Source organism: Paraburkholderia sp. LEh10 (assembly GCF_017814945.1).
Lineage (GTDB): Bacteria > Pseudomonadota > Gammaproteobacteria > Burkholderiales > Burkholderiaceae > Paraburkholderia.
On record NZ_JAGIPX010000075.1, the window covers coordinates 1 to 17,067 of the forward strand.

The 17,067-nt window shown below is 64.8% G+C and carries 17 protein-coding genes; 7 read left to right on the top strand and 10 right to left on the bottom strand.

The window, feature by feature from the left end:
- Window positions 1-98: 98 nt before the first annotated feature.
- The 7 genes from J8I87_RS36940 to J8I87_RS36970 form a co-directional block, all read right to left on the bottom strand.
- Window positions 99-884 (bottom strand): class III extradiol ring-cleavage dioxygenase, encoded by a 786-nt coding sequence (locus J8I87_RS36940; RefSeq protein ID WP_209937294.1) that lies wholly within the window; start codon window positions 882-884, stop codon window positions 99-101.
- Between the two features lie 133 nt (window positions 885-1,017).
- Window positions 1,018-1,617, bottom strand: coding sequence for a UbiX family flavin prenyltransferase (locus J8I87_RS36945; RefSeq protein WP_209937295.1), 600 nt, complete (start codon window positions 1,615-1,617; stop codon window positions 1,018-1,020).
- A 25-nt stretch (window positions 1,618-1,642) separates the two neighbouring features.
- A complete protein-coding gene (gene grxD / locus J8I87_RS36950; RefSeq protein WP_054918684.1) occupies window positions 1,643-1,954 on the bottom strand; it encodes a Grx4 family monothiol glutaredoxin in 312 nt (103 codons plus the stop codon).
- A gap of 111 nt (window positions 1,955-2,065) precedes the next feature.
- A complete protein-coding gene (prmC, locus tag J8I87_RS36955; RefSeq protein WP_209937296.1) occupies window positions 2,066-2,914 on the bottom strand; it encodes a peptide chain release factor N(5)-glutamine methyltransferase in 849 nt (282 codons plus the stop codon).
- Window positions 2,915-2,923: 9 nt separating this feature from the next.
- Window positions 2,924-4,006 carry a peptide chain release factor 1 gene (prfA, locus tag J8I87_RS36960; RefSeq protein WP_209937297.1) on the bottom strand — a complete coding sequence of 361 codons (1,083 nt, stop codon included), beginning with the start codon at window positions 4,004-4,006 and terminating at the stop codon, window positions 2,924-2,926.
- A 142-nt stretch (window positions 4,007-4,148) separates the two neighbouring features.
- Window positions 4,149-5,435 carry a glutamyl-tRNA reductase gene (gene hemA, locus J8I87_RS36965; protein WP_209937298.1) on the bottom strand — a complete coding sequence of 429 codons (1,287 nt, stop codon included), beginning with the start codon at window positions 5,433-5,435 and terminating at the stop codon, window positions 4,149-4,151.
- Window positions 5,436-5,488: 53 nt separating this feature from the next.
- Complete coding sequence (locus J8I87_RS36970; protein ID WP_209937299.1) at window positions 5,489-6,235, bottom strand: response regulator transcription factor; 747 nt, start codon at window positions 6,233-6,235, stop codon at window positions 5,489-5,491.
- 188 nt (window positions 6,236-6,423) lie between these two features.
- Between J8I87_RS36970 and J8I87_RS36975 the strand changes: the two genes are divergently transcribed.
- The 4 genes from J8I87_RS36975 (at window position 6,424) to J8I87_RS36990 (ending at window position 9,873) form a co-directional block, all read left to right on the top strand.
- On the top strand, window positions 6,424-6,678 hold the full coding sequence (locus J8I87_RS36975) for a hypothetical protein (protein ID WP_209937301.1): 255 nt from the start codon (window positions 6,424-6,426) through the stop codon (window positions 6,676-6,678).
- Window positions 6,679-6,697: 19 nt separating this feature from the next.
- Window positions 6,698-8,512, top strand: a complete 1,815-nt coding sequence (locus J8I87_RS36980) for an aminopeptidase P family protein (RefSeq protein WP_209937302.1) — start codon at window positions 6,698-6,700, stop codon at window positions 8,510-8,512.
- Between the two features lie 189 nt (window positions 8,513-8,701).
- A complete protein-coding gene (locus J8I87_RS36985) occupies window positions 8,702-9,253 on the top strand; it encodes an isochorismatase family protein (RefSeq protein ID WP_209937303.1) in 552 nt (183 codons plus the stop codon).
- Window positions 9,250-9,873 carry an HAD family hydrolase gene (locus J8I87_RS36990; RefSeq protein WP_209937304.1) on the top strand — a complete coding sequence of 208 codons (624 nt, stop codon included), beginning with the start codon at window positions 9,250-9,252 and terminating at the stop codon, window positions 9,871-9,873. The genes J8I87_RS36985 and J8I87_RS36990 overlap by 4 nt, the downstream gene beginning before the upstream one ends.
- A gap of 18 nt (window positions 9,874-9,891) precedes the next feature.
- Here J8I87_RS36990 and J8I87_RS36995 read toward each other — a convergent pair whose 3' ends face one another.
- Window positions 9,892-11,037, bottom strand: coding sequence for a DUF748 domain-containing protein (locus J8I87_RS36995; protein ID WP_209937305.1), 1,146 nt, complete (start codon window positions 11,035-11,037; stop codon window positions 9,892-9,894).
- Between the two features lie 210 nt (window positions 11,038-11,247).
- A complete protein-coding gene (gene ettA, locus J8I87_RS37000; protein WP_209937306.1) occupies window positions 11,248-12,915 on the bottom strand; it encodes an energy-dependent translational throttle protein EttA in 1,668 nt (555 codons plus the stop codon).
- Between the two features lie 38 nt (window positions 12,916-12,953).
- Here ettA and J8I87_RS37005 point away from each other — a divergent pair, with 38 nt between their 5' ends.
- Complete coding sequence (locus J8I87_RS37005; protein ID WP_209937308.1) at window positions 12,954-13,334, top strand: hypothetical protein; 381 nt, start codon at window positions 12,954-12,956, stop codon at window positions 13,332-13,334.
- Between the two features lie 10 nt (window positions 13,335-13,344).
- Here the strand turns inward: J8I87_RS37005 and ychF are convergent, their stop codons facing one another.
- Window positions 13,345-14,439: a redox-regulated ATPase YchF gene (ychF, locus tag J8I87_RS37010; protein WP_209937309.1), complete on the bottom strand. Its 1,095-nt coding sequence runs from the start codon at window positions 14,437-14,439 to the stop codon at window positions 13,345-13,347.
- A gap of 401 nt (window positions 14,440-14,840) precedes the next feature.
- On the opposite strand from ychF, the gene J8I87_RS37015 reads away from it, so the two are divergent.
- Both J8I87_RS37015 and J8I87_RS37020 read left to right on the top strand, forming a co-directional pair.
- Window positions 14,841-16,013, top strand: coding sequence for a UbiH/UbiF family hydroxylase (locus J8I87_RS37015; RefSeq protein ID WP_209937310.1), 1,173 nt, complete (start codon window positions 14,841-14,843; stop codon window positions 16,011-16,013).
- Between the two features lie 246 nt (window positions 16,014-16,259).
- Complete coding sequence (locus J8I87_RS37020) at window positions 16,260-16,985, top strand: DsbC family protein (RefSeq protein WP_209937311.1); 726 nt, start codon at window positions 16,260-16,262, stop codon at window positions 16,983-16,985.
- The last annotated feature ends 82 nt before the right edge of the window (window positions 16,986-17,067 follow it).

Below are 17,067 nucleotides of genomic sequence, written 5' to 3' on the forward strand. Positions count from 1 at the left end.
AATGAACCGCCGTATGCGGAACCGCATGTACGGTGGTGTGAGAGGGCGACGGGGGTAACCCCGTCCCCTACTCGATTCTCGGCAGGCGGCGACGGCGCTTACGCGTTGCCGAACACGTAGTTCGTCATTGCCAGCGAGCGCTGGAACGTGCCCAGCGACTGGATGCCGAGCGTGTAGTCATCCGGCGCGGCGCCCAGTGCGGCGAACACGGGCAGCAGATGCTCGTCGGTCGGGTGCATGAACGCGGCGTGCGGCGCCTGCCGCCGGTAATCGAGCAGCGCGTCGATATCGCGCGCGGCCAGACGCGTCTCGAACCAGTCGGTGAATTCGGTGACGCGCGGATCGGCGTCTTCAGGCCGCGCGGAGAAATCCGCTTCGTGCAGGTTATGCGTGATCTGCCCGGAACCGACGATCATCACGCCTTCGTCCTGCAGCGGACGCAGCGCACGGCCGACGCGGAAATGATGCGCGGGGTCGAGCCGGGGCTGTATCGACAACTGGGCAATGGGCACGTCGGCGTGCGGGAACATCAGCAGCATCGGCACCCACGCGCCGTGGTCGAGACCATGCGGCTGCGTCGCCGTCGGCATGCCTTGTTCGCCGAGCAGCGCGGCGGCGCGGCGCGCGACCTCGGGGGCGCCCGGCGCCGGGTACTGGATCTCATACAACTGGCGCGGAAAGCCATAGAAGTCGTGAATCGTCTCGGGCGCGTCCGACGTGCTGGCAGCGGGTTGCGCTGTGGTCCAATGCGCGGAGAGCATCAAAATCGCCTTCGGGCGCGGCACTTCAGCCGACAGCGAAGCGAATTCGCGGCGCGGCATCGACGGATCGATGGGCAGCGTCGGTGCGCCGTGCGACAGAAAGAGTGAGGGCAAGCGGGTCATGGCGGTGCGGGCCGATCAAGGCCAAAAAGTTTCGTTGGATTGAAATATAAGGCCGCACTGCCGCTTGATAAACGGTGCGACAGGGATTTGATTGCCTCGCGGCAGTTGGGAATCGACGGGGGATGACCGCGTATTACTGAGACGGCCCGTTCAGCCCTTGCCACGCCGGCGCGAGCGCGGGACCGAGCGCAAACAGATCGAGTACCCGTGCCACCGTGTCGTCGACCATCTGATCGATCGTCGCCGGTTGATTGTAAAAGGCGGGCAGAGGCGGAAAAATCACGCCGCCCATCTCGGTGACGGCCGTCATGTTGCGCAGATGCGCGAGATTGAACGGCGTTTCGCGGACCAACAGCACGAGCCGGCGGCGCTCCTTGAGCGTCACGTCGGCCGCGCGCGTGATCAGATTGTCCGAAAAGCCGTGCGCGACGCTCGCGAGGGTTTTCATCGAGCAGGGCGCGATGATCATGCCGTCCGTCGCGAACGAGCCGGACGCGATGCTCGCGCCGACGTCGCGCACGGAATGAACGACATCCGCGAGCGGATGTACGTCTTCACGCGACAGTTTGAGTTCGTGCTGGATATTGAGCCACCCGGCGCTGGAAATCAGCAGATGGCTTTCGACGACGCCCAGTTTGCGCAGCGTCTGGAGCAGCCGGATGCCATAGATGGCGCCCGTCGCTCCCGTGATGGCGATGATGAGACGGCGAGACGCCGCAGCGCGTGTTTCCATGACGTGCGGCGCCTTCGTTTGTGAATCAGGCCGCGGCGAAGAGTTGCTGCAGCTCGCCCGACTGATACATCTCCATCATGATGTCCGAGCCGCCGACGAATTCGCCGTTGACGTACAGCTGCGGGATGGTCGGCCAGTTCGAAAACTCCTTGATGCCCTGGCGCACGGCATCGTCTTCGAGGACGTTGACCGTCTTGAACTGATCGACGCCGCATGCCTTCAGAATCTGCACCGCGCGGCCCGAGAAGCCGCACATCGGGAATTGCGCGTTGCCTTTCATGAAGAGCACGACGGGGTTTTCGTCGACGATTTGCTTGATGCGCTGTTGCGTGTCCATGACTGACCTTGCGATTCCGGTATTTGTTGGGGATAGAGCCAAATGATAGCGGATTTCGCCGATGCCGGCCGAAGGCTGGACGGGCAGCGCGCTCGCGAACTTTTCGGCGCGTCAGCCCGGCCAGCGCCCGCCGCTGATGCGCTCGATGCCGGCCAGATCGCACGCCGAACTTACGTCGGCGAAACCGTGCGCTGCGAGGATCGAACGGACGGCTTCCGCCTGATCGTAGCCGTGCTCCATCCAGAGCACGCCGTTTTGCAGCAGCCGCGACGGCGCGCCCGCGACGATCGCGCGGATCGCCGACAGGCCGTCGGCCTCGTCGGTGAGCGCGCCGCGTGGCTCGAAGCGTAGATCGCCTTGCGACAAATGCGGATCGCCGCTCGCGATATACGGCGGGTTGCTGACGATCACGTCGAAGACGAGCGCGGCGTCGAGCGCGGCGTACCAGTCGCTTTGCGCGAACTGCAACTCGCCGCCGGGGCGCTTCGGTTCGAGCAGTCGCGTGGCATTGCGCGCGGCAACGGCCAGTGCTTCCGCCGATCGGTCGACGGCCCAAACGCGCGCATCCGGCCGGGACCACGCGATCGACACGGCGATGGCACCCGTGCCCGTGCCGAGATCGAGCACGCGCGGCCGCGCGGCGCGGCCTTCGAGCGCCTGAACCGCGGTTTCGACGAGCAGTTCCGTCTCCGGCCGCGGAATCAGGACATCGCGGGTCACTTCGAAGTCGAGTCCGAAGAATTCACGCGAGCCGATCAGTTGCGCGACGGGCTCGCCGGCAACACGCCGCGCTTCGAGATCGCGAAAAGCCGCGACTTTCTGCTGGTCGAGCGCGACGTCGGCGCGCGTGATCAGCTCCGTGCGGCGCCAGCCGAGCGCGTGTCCGAGCAGAATGCGCGCTTCGAGCGCGGGCAGCGGCGACGCGCGCAGCAACGTGGCGACGGTATCGACCAGGTCCATGCGCTCCGCTCAGTCCGCGTCGCCGAGCGACGCCAGCAGCTCTGCCTGATGCTCGGAAACGAGCGCCGCGATCAGTTCGTCGAGATCACCTTCCATGATCGATTCGAGGCGGTAAAGCGTGAGGTTGATCCGGTGATCGGTGAGCCGGCCTTGCGGAAAGTTGTAAGTGCGAATGCGCTCCGAACGGTCGCCCGAGCCGATCAGGCTCTTGCGCGTCGCGGCTTCCTTCGCGTGCTGCTCGTGGTACTGCTTGTCCTTGATGCGCGCGGCGAGCACTTTCAGCGCGCGATCCTTGTTCTTGTGCTGCGAGCGGTCGTCCTGGCATTCGACGACGATGCCCGTCGGCAAATGCGTCACCCGCACGGCGGAATCAGTCTTGTTGATGTGCTGTCCGCCCGCGCCCGACGCGCGGAATGTGTCGATGCGCAGATCGGCGGGATTGATCTCGACTTCGCCGATCTCGTCCGCTTCCGGCATCACGGCCACCGTGCACGCCGACGTGTGGATGCGGCCCTGCGTTTCCGTCGCGGGCACGCGCTGCACGCGATGGCCGCCTGACTCGAACTTGAGCTTCGAGTACGCCGCGTCGCCTGCAATCCGCACGATCACTTCCTTGTAGCCGCCCAGATCCGATTCGCTCGCCGACATCATCTCGACCTGCCAGCGGTTGCGTTCCGCGTAGCGCAGATACATGCGCAAGAGGTCTCCGGCGAACAGCGCGGATTCGTCGCCGCCCGTGCCCGCACGGATTTCGAGGAAGATGTTGCGCTCGTCGTTCGGGTCCTTCGGCAGCAGCATCGTCTGCAACTCGACTTCGAGTTTTTCCATCTGCTCGCGCGATGCGCGGATTTCCTCTTCGGCGAAATCCTTCATCGACGCATCCGACAGCAGTTCCTGCGCCGTCGCCGCGTCGTTGAGCGCCTGGCGCCACAGGCCGTAGTGCTCGACGACCGGCTGCAGTTCCGAGTGTTCGCGCGTGAGCTTTCGGTACTGCTCGATGTTCGCCGTGATGTCTTCGCGGCTCAACAGGTCGTTCAGTTCGGCCAGCCGGGTGGTCAGCTGGTCGAGCTTGGCTTGCATGCTCGTTTTCATTGGGGCAGTCGGAGCGGACTCCGGAAAGAACGGCTGGATTCGGGATGCGGGACAAAAATCAGGATGACAGCCCGGCACACGGCAGATGAAGCACCGGCGGGCCTGGTCGGCGGCCCGTCCGATGCTGCGGCATCGAGCGCCGCTAACGCTCCGAAGAATGGGCGTGTTTGTAGAAACCGCTCATCAACTCGATGAGCGTATCGCGGTTTTCGCTGCTTGCGCGGTTGAGCGCGTGCGTCGGGCCGTGGATCAGCTTGTTCGTGAGCGCCTGCGACAGCGCTTCGAGCACGACAGCGGGGTCTTCGCCGCGAGCGAGCGACTTTTGCGCTTTTTCCACTTCGGCGCGCCGCAACGCGTCGGCCTGCGTGTGCATGTGACGGATGACAGGCACGATGCTGCGCGCGTCGAGCCACTGCATGAAATTCTGCACGCGCGTTTCGATGATCGTCTCGGCCTGCGCGACGGCGGCTTGCCGCGACGCATTGCCTTCACGGACGATCGCACCGAGATCGTCGACGGTGTACAGGAACACGTCTTCGAGCATGCCGACTTCCGGCTCGATATCGCGCGGCACCGCGAGGTCGACCATGAAGATCGGGCGGTGACGGCGCGCCTTCACCGCGCGCTCGACGGCGCCAAGGCCGATGATGGGCAGCGTCGACGCCGTGCACGACACGATGATGTCGAACTCGTGCATGCGCAGGGGCAATTCGGACAGCGGAATCGCGCGGCCGTTGAAGCGGCCGGCGAGGCGTTCGCCTCGCTCCGCCGTGCGGTTCGCCACCACCAGTTCGCGCGGCTGCTGCGCGGCGAAATGGGTCGCACACAATTCGATCATTTCGCCCGCGCCGATGAACAGCACGCGCTGGTTCGACACCTTTTCGAAGATGCGCTGCGCGAGCCGGACGGCCGCGGCAGCCATCGAAACCGATTGCGCGCCGATTTCGGTCGTGGTGCGCACTTCTTTCGCGACGGCGAACGTGCGCTGGAACAACTGATTCAGATACGTGCCGAGCGCGCCGGCTTCAGACGCCGTGCGCACCGCGTCCTTCATCTGGCCGACGATCTGCGTTTCGCCTAGCACCATCGAATCCAGCCCGGACGCGACGCGAAACGCATGGCGTACGGCTTCCGACTGCGGCAGCGCATAGACATGCGGCGCGAGTTCGTCGACGGCGATGTTGTGGCACTTTGACAGCCAATGGATCGCGGCCTCGCGGGCGGCGTGGTCGTCGGTGGCGCAGTAGAGCTCGGTGCGGTTGCAGGTCGACAGAATGGCTGCTTCCGGCGCCGTGCGGGCCGTGCGGCCGAGGAAGATGCTCTTGAAGGTCGAGAGCGCGGGGGCGATCTGTTCGAGCGGAAACGCCACGCGCTCGCGCAGGGCGACGGGCGCGGTGTGGTGGTTGATTCCGATCGTTAGCAGTTGCACGGGGACGCTACGGCGTTTTAGGCGACGTGTCAGGGCTATGGTTAAGCCCAATATTATAGCGTTTCCACGATTCTTTCATTGGGGCGGGCTTTATCCGCGCTATCGGCGTTTTCTATTGGAATCTGGTCCAGCCGGTAGCCGTAGCCGTACAGCGGCGTGAGCGTGTAGCCGAATTCGGGGCGCAATTCGAGCTTGGTCCGGATGCGCGACGCGTGGGTATCGAGCGTGCGCGACCTTACGTCGCGGCGGCGCGACCAGACGGTTTCGAGGATGTGCGCCCGCGACACGGGCCGCGACATGTTCGTGAACAGCAGCAGCGCAAACTGCAGTTCCTTCGGCGTCAGCATCACGCTCTGTCCCCGAAAGCTGACGACGGAGCGGCCGGCGTCGAACGCATATTCGCCGAACATTTCGCGCACGCGGTTACGGGGGCGGCGCACCCCCGCGCGGCGCATCAGCGCTTCGATACGCGCGAGCATTTCGGGACCCCGCACTGGCTTCGACAGACAGTCGTCGGCGCCCGCCTGCAGCGTGGCGACCAGTTCGCTTTCCCGCGGCGCCGTCATCAGCACGATGACCGGCAAGCCCGGCAGCACATGCCGGACGCGCTGTATGACGTCTTCCGCGGCGGCGTCGCCGCAAAACGAGTCGGTGACGAGGAGATCGAAGGATTCGTTCGCCGCGCCTGCGAGGAACGGCGCGCTGGCGGGAAAATGGTGACAGGCATGCCCGCCGGCAAGCAATAGCCGGCTGACGATTTCCGCATGCCGGAGGTCTGGCTCGATAAGGGCGATTCGCATGGGCGGAGGGCGGGACGCAGCGGGCGAGGCGCGGGAGGCGTCGGCTTGCTTAACCTTATCCCGGCCCCTAAACTCAACCGCTACGCAGAAAGCCGTGCTGACCTTCTAGTGAATGAGCAAAAAATGCTAGCCACCGATATAACAGCCGCCAATCAGAAGAGTCTTAATTTGATGGGGGGCCGGCGCTGATGGGCTGGCCCGGACTGATCGCGCTCGGCGCCGTCGTTGGCGCCGCCAGCTGGTGGCTGCATCCGCTGCGGCGCGCGAGCCGCGTGAGTCTTTGGGTGGCGCTGCTCGTCGGCGTGGCGGGCGCCGTGCTCGCGCATATGGCGGGCAACGTCACTCAGCTTTTCCACGATGGCGACACGCTCGAATGGCCGGTCTGCACTGCTATCGCTCTCGTTGCCGTTGCCGTGACGGTCGGCTTGTTCTCCCGTCGATGATTCCTTGCAGGTGAAACCGATGAACGTACGACTCCCCGAAACCGCCTCGATCCCTGAACGCATTGCGCAGTTGCGCAGCGCGATGAAGCAGGAAGGGCTCGCCGCCTGGCTCGTGCCGTCGGCCGATCCGCATCTGTCCGAATATTTGCCCGGCCGCTGGCAGGGGCGCGAATGGCTGTCCGGCTTCACCGGCTCGGTTGGCACGCTGGTCGTGACGGCTGACTTCGCCGGTCTGTGGGTCGACAGCCGCTACTGGGTTCAGGCCGAGGCGCAACTGGCGGGCACGGGCATCCAGCTGATGAAGATGTTCGGCGGCCAGCAGACAGCGCCGCATATCGACTGGCTTGCGCAGAACGTGACGCCGGGCTCGACCGTCGGTGTCGACGGCGCGGTGCTCGGCGTCGCGGCGGCGCGGGCGTTGACAGATGCGCTGACGGCGCGCGGCATCGCGCTGCGCACCGACCTCGATCTGCTCGACACGATCTGGCCGCAGCGTCCGTCGCTGCCGACGGGCGCCGTCTATGAACACGAGGCGCCGCACGCCAGCGTCTCGCGCACCGAAAAGCTGGATCAGATCCGCCGCGCGATGCAGGAGAAGGGCGCGCAGTGGCACTTCATTTCGACGCTCGACGACCTCGCGTGGCTGCTGAATCTGCGCGGCGCGGACGTCAACTACAACCCGGTGTTCGTCGCCCACGCGCTGATCGGGCTGGAGCGCGCGTCGCTGTTCGTCGTCGACGGCAAGGTGCCGGCGGCGCTCGCCGGAGCGCTGGCGCGCGACGGCATTCGAGTCGAGCCGTACGCGAAGGCAGCCGACGCGCTCGCCGCGCTGCCCAGCGGCCAGACGCTGCTCATCGATCCGCGCCGGATCACGTATGGCTTGCTGCAATCGGTGCCGGGGTCGGTGGCGATCGTCGAGGCGGTGAATCCGTCCACCTTCTTCAAGTCCCGCAAGACGGAAGCCGAAGCCGCGCACGTGCGCGCGACGATGGAGCAGGACGGCGCGGCGCTCGCCGAGTTTTTCGCGTGGTTCGAAGGTGCGCTCGGCCGCGAAAAGGTCACCGAGCTGACGATCGACGAAAAGCTGACGGCGTCGCGCGCGCGACGGCCGGGCTTCGTGACGCTGAGTTTCGCGACGATCGCGGGCTTCAACGCGAACGGCGCGATGCCGCACTACCGCGCGACGCCCGCATCGCATTCGACGATCGAAGGCAACGGCCTGCTGTTGATCGATTCGGGCGGCCAATACCTGAGCGGCACGACCGACATCACGCGCGTCGTCCCGATCGGCACGATCACCGACGAGCATCGACGCGACTTCACGACGGTACTGAAGGGCATGATGGCGCTGTCGCGCGCGAAGTTTCCGCGCGGCGTCCGTTCGCCGATGCTCGACGCGATCGCGCGCGCGCCGATCTGGGAAGCGGGCGCGGACTATGGCCACGGCACGGGTCACGGCGTCGGCTATTTCCTGAACGTCCACGAAGGCCCGCAGGTGATCTCGCACTACGCGCCCGCCGAAGCCTGGACGGCGATGGAAGAGGGCATGATCACGTCGATCGAGCCGGGCATCTACCGGCCGGGCAAGTGGGGCATCCGCATCGAGAACCTGGTGCTGAACCGCGCGGCGGAAAAGACCGAGTTCGGCGATTTTCTCGAGTTCGAAACGTTGACGCTGTGCCCGATCGACACGCGCTGCGTTGCGCTGAACCTGCTGCGCGACGACGAGCGCGCGTGGCTCAACGCGTACCACGAGATGGTTCGCACGCGCGTGTCGCCGCATGTGTCGAGCGACGCGAAGGCGTGGCTCGAGGCGCGCACCCAGCCGATCTGACGCACGTGGCGCGAGTCGCGGCGCAGCTTGGCGCCGCGACTCGCTGCGTGATCGCGCCAGCGCAAGTCGAAGCGTTTAGCGGGCTTCGGCGCGAAATCAGATCGCGTTGCGCGGCGAGGCGGCGGCTGGCGTTTTGCCCGCCGCCCGCCTGGCCTCCCTGAAAAATGACCAACGAGTAACGAGGCTCGCATGCCCGGAATTGCGGTGATCGTCATCGACGTGCAGCAGATGTTCTTCGGCGGCCCGTCGCCCGCATATCGGGGCGGCGAAGTGATCGACGGCATCAACCAGTTGACGGCCGCCGCGCGCAACGCGAACGCGCCCGTCTTTTTCGTGCAGCACGAAAGCGACGCGAACGGGCTGCTCGCGCGCGGCAGCGACGCGTGGCGGTTGCCCGCCCGACTGGTTCGCGAGCAGACGGATGCTTCCGTCTACAAGACCGTTGGCGATTCGTTCCAGCACACGCATCTGAAGGAACAACTGCAGCAACAAGCGATCGATAGCGTGCTGGTATGCGGTTACGCCACCGAATTCTGCGTCAACGCGACGGCACGCCGCGCCGAGTTGCTGGGTCTGCGCACGACGGTGGTTGCCGACCTTCACACGACACACGACAAGCCGCACCTCGCCGCCGACAAGATCGTCGAGCACCAGAACTTCGTCTGGGCCAATTCGTCGATGACGGGCAGGCGCGTCAACGTGCGTCCCCTCGCTGACATTCTGCAAACGGAGTTCGCATGAGCATCAAGGCGGTGGTATTCGATTTCGGCGGCGTGCTGATCGACTGGAACCCGCAGTACCTTTACCGCCAGCTCATTACCGATGACGAGGAGCGCCGCTGGTTTCTGACGAACGTCTGCACGATGGACTGGGTGATCCGCCAGGACGGCGGCCAGCCGATCGCGGAAGGCACGGTGGAACTGGTCGCGAAGTTTCCCGAACACGAAGCGCTGATTCGCGCATTTTACGAGCGCTGGCATGAAATGGTCGCCGGCGTGCTCGACGACGGCGTGGCGACTGTCGAGAAGCTCGAAGCCGCCGACGTACCGCTCTTTGGCCTGACGAACTGGTCTGGCGAGACGTTTCCATATGCATGGGAGCACTATCCCGTGCTGCGGCGTTTCAAGGACATCGTCGTGTCGGGCCGCGTGAAGATGGTCAAGCCAGATCCCGCGATCTTCGCTGAGATGCTGCGCCGGATTCACGCGCATTTGCCGGACGTGAAGCCGCACGAACTCGTCTTCATCGACGACAACGTGAAGAACGCCGAGGCCGCGACGGCGCTCGGCTGGCATGGCGTGCACCACACGAACGCCGCTGAGACGGAGGCGAAACTGCGGGCGCTTGGTTTGCCTGTCTGATGCGCGCTGCCGTGGGCCTCACTGGCCCAGCAGGTTCTTCAGCGCGTTGCCCAACCCCTTCACCGTTTCACCCGCGCCCTTCGCGACGCCTTCGGCGCTGACGCCCAGCGCCTTCGCGAAGTTCGCGCGCAGTTCCGTCATCACGCTTTCGTTGAGCTTGAACGTCGGGTCGCGCAGATTGCCGTCTATCGTGAAATGCAGCGTGATGTCATCGCCGTGACGCTTCAGCGCGGCGACGGCGGCGCGGGTTGGAATCTGCATGAACGTGTCGAGGGGATCGTCCGTTCCGGCCAGTTGCAGATGATGCAGCGTGACTGTGCCAGGCGCGTGGATGTGGTAGTTGGTCACCGTCGCCTGCATGTTCAGGTCGACCGTGCCGCCCGTCACCTGGGCCTTTGCGCCCGCCTTTTTCAACAGATACGGGTCGAGCATGACGACGTCGATGCCGCGTAGCGTCGTGGTCGTCTGCGAGTCCTTGCTGGCAATTTTCATCCAGCCGTCGAACGTCACCTTGCCGGTGTGCTGCGGACCCTTGATCGAGCCTTTGACGGCAAGATTCGTCGGTTCCGTGAGATCGGGCAGATGGATGTGGTCGACGCTCGCGCTCGCGTCGCTGACGGTCACCTTATAGGGCGGCTTGCTGATCATTTCGTCGTAGAAGACGAACTGCCCATCGGCGAACGCGATGTGATCGATCAGTTTCTCCGCGGGCAACGGCGGCTTCGCTGCCGCGCCGCTCGCGACATTTGCCGTGCTTGCGGCGTTGCGGGGCTGGCTCATCGATTGACGCAGCTTCGGCAGTATTTCCAGCCTGCCGGCGGCGGTGCGCACGAGCACCAGACTGAAACCGCGCACCACGACGCTCTTCAGATGCATGCGATGCCGGAGCAGATCGCCGATGTCGGGCGTCATCGTGATCTCGTCGGCGGTGAGGGCGTCGGCTGTCGGCCAGTCTTTTGGTGCCGTCAGACGCACGCGGCTGAGCGTCACCGCCGAGAAGCCCACGTCGATGCTTTCCGCGCTGCCCAGCGGCGCGAGCGCGTCGACGACGCGCTCTTTCACGTCACGCTGGACGAAGTACAACCCGCCAGCCACGATCACGACGAGCAGCGCGATCACGCCTGCAATGGCCAACACCACGCGCTTGCCCGTCGACATCGCCATGCTGCCTCCTCGTCCTTGCGCGGCCGTGGTTCGGGTTGTGTACGGCAGATTTGCCGCGCGTGACGCGCGGCACAGGCAGTGGATGCCTGGGCTGATTACAGCTGGACTCGGATGAGATCCTGCGAGGCAAGGCAGCAACTCTTATGCCGTCCGCACGAAAGCATCGAGCCGCATGAGCGGCCCGTCTGCGGACGGCTGTGCAACGAACGCTTAACGGCTGATCGGCTTGTAGCGCAGACGCTTCGGACGCGCGGCTTCTTCGCCCAGGCGCGCGCGCTTGTCCGCTTCGTACTCTTGGTAGTTGCCGTCGAAGAACGTCACTTGCGAATCGCCTTCGAACGCGAGGATGTGCGTCGCGATGCGGTCGAGGAACCAGCGGTCGTGCGAGATCACCATCACCGAACCGGCGAACTCGAGCAGTGCGTCTTCGAGTGCGCGCAGCGTTTCGACGTCGAGGTCGTTCGACGGTTCGTCGAGCAGCAGCATGTTGCCGCCCGCGATCAGCGTCTTCGCCAGATGCAGACGCCCGCGCTCCCCGCCCGACAGATTGCCGACGATCTTCTGCTGGTCGCCGCCCTTGAAGTTGAAGCGGCCGATATACGCGCGCGACGGCGTTTCGTACTTGCCGACCGTCAGCACGTCCGCGCCGCCCGAGATCGCTTCGAACACGGTTTTCGTGCCGTCGAGCGCATCGCGGCTCTGATCGACATACGCGAGCTTGACGGTCGGACCCTTGACGATTTCGCCCGAATCCGGCTGCTCCTTGCCCGTCAGCATGCGGAACAGTGTCGACTTGCCTGCGCCGTTCGGGCCGATGATACCGACGATTGCGCCCGCGGGAATCTTGAAGCTCAGGTCATCGATCAGCAGGCGATCGCCGTACGACTTGCTGACGTTCTTGAACTCGATCACTTCATTGCCGAGGCGGTCGCCCACGGGTATGAAGATTTCCTGCGTTTCGTTGCGCTTCTGGTATTCCTGGCTGTTCAGTTCCTCGAAGCGCGCGATACGCGCCTTCGACTTCGCCTGACGGCCCTTCGGGTTCTGGCGCACCCACTCCAGTTCTTTCTTGATCGCCTTCTGACGCGCCGATTCGGACGCCTCTTCCTGCTTCAGGCGCTCTTCCTTCTGGTCGAGCCAGCTGCTGTAGTTGCCCTTCCATGGAATGCCGTGGCCGCGGTCGAGTTCGAGAATCCACTCGGCGGCGTTGTCGAGGAAGTAGCGGTCGTGCGTGACGGCGACGACGGTGCCGGGGAAGCGCGTGAGGAACTGCTCGAGCCATTCGACGGATTCGGCGTCGAGGTGGTTGGTCGGCTCGTCGAGCAGCAGCATGTCCGGCTTTTCGAGCAGCAGCTTGCACAGCGCGACGCGGCGCTTTTCGCCGCCGGACAGATGCTCGACCTTCGCGTCCCACGGCGGCAGGCGCAGCGCGTCGGCGGCGACTTCGAGCTGTTGCTCGGGGCTGCCGCCATCGGATGTGGCGAGGATTGCCTCGTACTTCGCCTGTTCGGCGGCGAGCGCGTCGAAGTCGGCGTCCGGCTCGGCGTAGGCTGCGTAGATTTCGTCGAGCTTCTTTTGAGCCTGGAACACGTCGCCGAGGCCTTCTTCGACGGCTTCGCGCACGGTTTTTTGCGGATCGAGCTGCGGCTCTTGCGGCAGATAGCCGATGTTCAGGTTCGGCATCGGCGTGGCTTCGCCTTCGATATCCTTGTCGACGCCGGCCATGATCCTGATCAGCGTGGACTTACCCGAGCCGTTCAGGCCGAGCAGGCCGATCTTTGCGCCGGGGAAGAACGACAGTGAGATGTCTTTCAGGATTTGGCGCTTGGGCGGCACGATTTTGCCGACCCGGTTCATGGTGAAGACGTATTGGGCCATTTGTTTGAGCGTTTGGGGTTGACGCCGCCGGGGGCGAGATGCAGGACGGCGTGGAGTTGAATGGATTCGGCTTTTGCAGCTACCGGGCGCTGCGGGCCGGAGTGGCGCGCGCCACGGGCGGAAACGGTATTGTACTTCTTGTGTCTGCGACGCCTTTGGTTTGGGGTTGGTCTGCTTTTGTTTTTTTACCGCTATCGCTGGCGTTCGCGATTGCGGTCTGTTTTGCCGCTGTCGGTGGCATCCGCGATAGCGGTTCGCTTTGCCTTTGCGCGGGCATCGGCGATAGCGCCTCGCGGCGCAGGCGTCGCCCCCATGCGGGCGGCAGCTGCATTTCTTTGCCGCATTCGAGAGCAAAAAAAAGCCGCGTCATCAAAACGCGGCTTTTTCGTCGTTATGGCCTGCGGCGCAAACGCAATTGACAATCGCTCGTCAGACGTTGAAGAGGAAATTCATCACGTCGCCATCGTGCACGACGTATTCCTTCCCTTCGGCGCGCATCTTGCCTGCTTCCTTCGCGCCTTGCTCGCCCTTGTACGAGATGTAATCGTCAAAGCCGATCGTCTGCGCGCGGATGAATCCACGCTCGAAGTCCGTATGAATCGCGCCCGCCGCCTGCGGCGCCGTATCCCCGATATGGATCGTCCAGGCGCGCACTTCCTTCACGCCGGCCGTGAAGTACGTCTGCAGGCCGAGCAGCTTGAAGCCCGCGCGAATCACGCGGTTCAGGCCCGGCTCGTCCATGCCCATGTCCGCGAGGAACACTTCCTTGTCTTCATCGGCGAGATCGGCGATTTCCGCTTCGATCGCCGCGCACACGGCGACGACAGGCGCCTTTTCCGTTTCGGCATACTTGCGCACGGCATCCAGATGCGGATTGTTCTGGAAGCCATCTTCCTTCACGTTCGCGACGTACATCGCCGGCTTGGCCGTAATCAGACAGAACGGCTTGATCAGAAGACGCTCTTCTTCCGTCAGTTCCAGCCCGCGGACGGGTTTCGCCTGGTCCAGTTGCGCGCGAACCTTTTCCAGCACGGCGGCGAGCTTCACCGCCTCCTTGTCGTTGCCGGACTTCGCGGCTTTCGCGTAGCGCGTAAGCGCCTTTTCGACGGTTGCCAGATCGGCCAGCGCGAGTTCCGTGTTGATCACTTCGATATCCGACACGGGATCGATCTTGCCCGCGACGTGAATCACGTTTTCGTCTTCGAAGCAGCGCACGACATGCGTAATCGCGTCGGTCTCGCGGATGTTCGCGAGGAACTGGTTGCCGAGGCCTTCGCCCTTGCTCGCGCCGGCCACGAGACCCGCGATATCGACGAATTCCACGACGGCGGGCACGATGCGCTCCGGCTTGACGATTTCGGCGAGCGCCGTCAGACGCGCGTCGGGCACTTCGACCACGCCGACGTTCGGCTCGATCGTGCAGAACGGATAGTTTTCGGCGGCGATGCCCGCCTTGGTCAGTGCGTTGAACAGGGTGGACTTGCCGACGTTAGGCAGGCCGACGATGCCGCATTGGAGGCTCATGAGGTTCTCTATAAATCAGGTGATGACGGGCTTCGGCGAACGGAGCGGACTTGCCGCGCGGGCTTTGCTCGGCGCGATGCTGGCCGCGGCCCGCAAGTCCGCTGGCGCCGGAAACGCGCGGCACACGCGGACTGTCGTACGACACCCGCCGCGCTGCAATGGCGCGCCAAGGGTGCCGGATAACCGAAAACCGCAATTGTAACCCTGTCCGGCGGCGCGTTCGCGGCAGCGGGGTGAACAGCGGGCGGTCCGGTGCGCGGCCGGAGCACGACAGGGTATGCGCGCATAAGCGATTCGACTTGCCCGACCTGCATCAATCGCCGCGCGAACAATGCCCAAACCGGGTCGGGACCCTGGCCGGCTGGCCGGTCCCGGCGACCCCTCCCGGCTATAATGCCCGGATGAATGCTCACCATCAGTCCTTCGATGTCGCTGTGATCGGCGGCGGGCTCGTCGGCAAGACGGCGGCGCTGGCGCTCACGCAAAGCGGCTTGCGCGTCGCGCTGCTCGCGCAACATTGCCAGCCGCTTCCCGCCGACGCCGTGTTCGATTCTCGCGTCTACGCGCTGTCCGCAAGCTCGCAGGCGCTGCTCGAGCGCCTGCGTGTGTGGCAGGCGCTCGACGCGTCGCGGCTCGCGCCCGTCTACGACATGCGCGTGTACGGCGACGCACATGCGGAACTGCATTTCTCGGCGTTCCAGGCATCCGTGCCGCAGCTTGCGTGGATTGGGGAATCGTCGCTGATCGAACACGCGCTCGACGCCGCGCTGCGCTTTCAGCCGAATCTCACGTGGCTCGATGCGCGCGCACAAGGTCTCGACGTGAAAACGGGCGGCGCAACGATCGGCCTCGCGAACGGCAACGTGCTCGAAGCGGACCTCGTCGTCGGCGCGGACGGCGCGCACTCGTGGGTGCGCGCGCAGATCGGCTCGAAAGTGAACCGCCGCGACTACAGGCAGACGGGCGTCGTCGCGAACTTCAGGGCCGAGCGTCCGCACGGCGAGACCGCGTATCAGTGGTTCCGCGATGGCGAGATCATCGCACTGCTGCCGCTGCCGGACGGCCACGTGTCGCTCGTCTGGTCGGCGAAGACCGACCACGCGAACACGCTCGTCCGCCTCGACCCCGCGCAACTCGCTGCCGAAGTCGAACGCGCGACGATGGGCGCGCTCGGCAAGCTAGACTGCGTGACGCCCGCCAAAGGCTTTCCGCTCGCGCTGCAAACAGTCGACCGGCTGGTTGCGCCGCGTGTCGCCCTCGTCGGCGATGCGGCGCATCTGATCCATCCGCTCGCCGGGCAGGGCATGAATCTCGGTCTGCGCGATGTGGCGTCGCTGGTCGACGTGATCGTGAAGAAAGAGGCGTTTCGCGACATCGGCGACACGGTGCTGCTGCGCCGGTACGAGCGCTCGCGTAGCGAAGACATCCGCGCGCTGACCATCGCCACCGACGGCCTGCAAAGGCTGTTCGCGTTGCCGGGCAATATCGCGCGGGCGGTTCGCAATACGGGCATGGCGTTCGTCGGCGCGCAGCCGCTCGTCAAGCGCTGGCTGGTGTCGGCGGCGCTGGGCTGACGAGAGCCAAAAGTCGGACGGGATGCTGCAGCGCGCGACTTGCGTCGAACAGTGCCGCCGCCCACGCACAGGATCCAACGCGAGGCATACCATCGGCAACACGGCGCCGATGCTGACCGCGCGAACGGCAACTGAACGGCAACTTAGCGGCAACTGAACGGCAACCCCAGTGGAACTTGAACACGGGCGCGGACGAGCGGCAATTGGGCCGCGAACGGCCGCGCCGAATGAATCAGGAGTAGCAATATGAAGAAACGTATCCGCATCGCCGCGCTCGCGCTGGCTGTCGCGACCTTTGGCCTTGGCTGCTCGGCGCAGGCCGACCAGACCACCGACAAGCTCAAGGCGACCCTTCAGGCGCGCCTGTCCGAAGCGACGATCAAGAGCGTGTCGAAGTCGCCCGTCGCCGGGCTGTACGAGGTGAACCTCGGCTCGCAGATCATCTACAGCGACGCGGCAGGCGACTATCTGCTGCTCGGCGAACTGGTCGATGCGAAGACGCGCAAGAACCTGACGGAGGCGCGTCTGTCGGAAACCAACCGCATCGACTTCGCGAGCCTGCCGTTCGCGAACGCCGTCAAAGTGGTGAAGGGCAACGGCAGCCGCAAGATCGCCGTGTTCTCCGATCCGAACTGCCCGTATTGCAAGCAGCTCGAAAGCACGCTGAAGTCGATGGATAACATCACCGTCTACACGTTCCTGTACCCGGTGCTGTCGCCGGATTCGACGGCGAAGTCGAAGTCGATCTGGTGTTCAGCGGATCGTGCGAAGGCCTGGGAAGCGTGGATGCAGGATCGCCGCGCGCCGACCGCGCCGGGCACCTGCGATACGGCGGCGATCGACAGGAACCTCGCGCTCGGGCAGTCGATGAACGTGAGCGGCACGCCGACCGTGTTCCTCGCGGACGGCCGCCGCCTGCCCGGCGCCGTGCCGGCGGACGAGCTGGACAAGGCGTTGGCATCAGTGCGCTGAGCCGGCGCGAGCAGCGTTAGTGTCGAATTCTTCAGACGGGAGATTGTGCGTTAGCGCCAACTCCCGTCTCATCGTTTGAAGC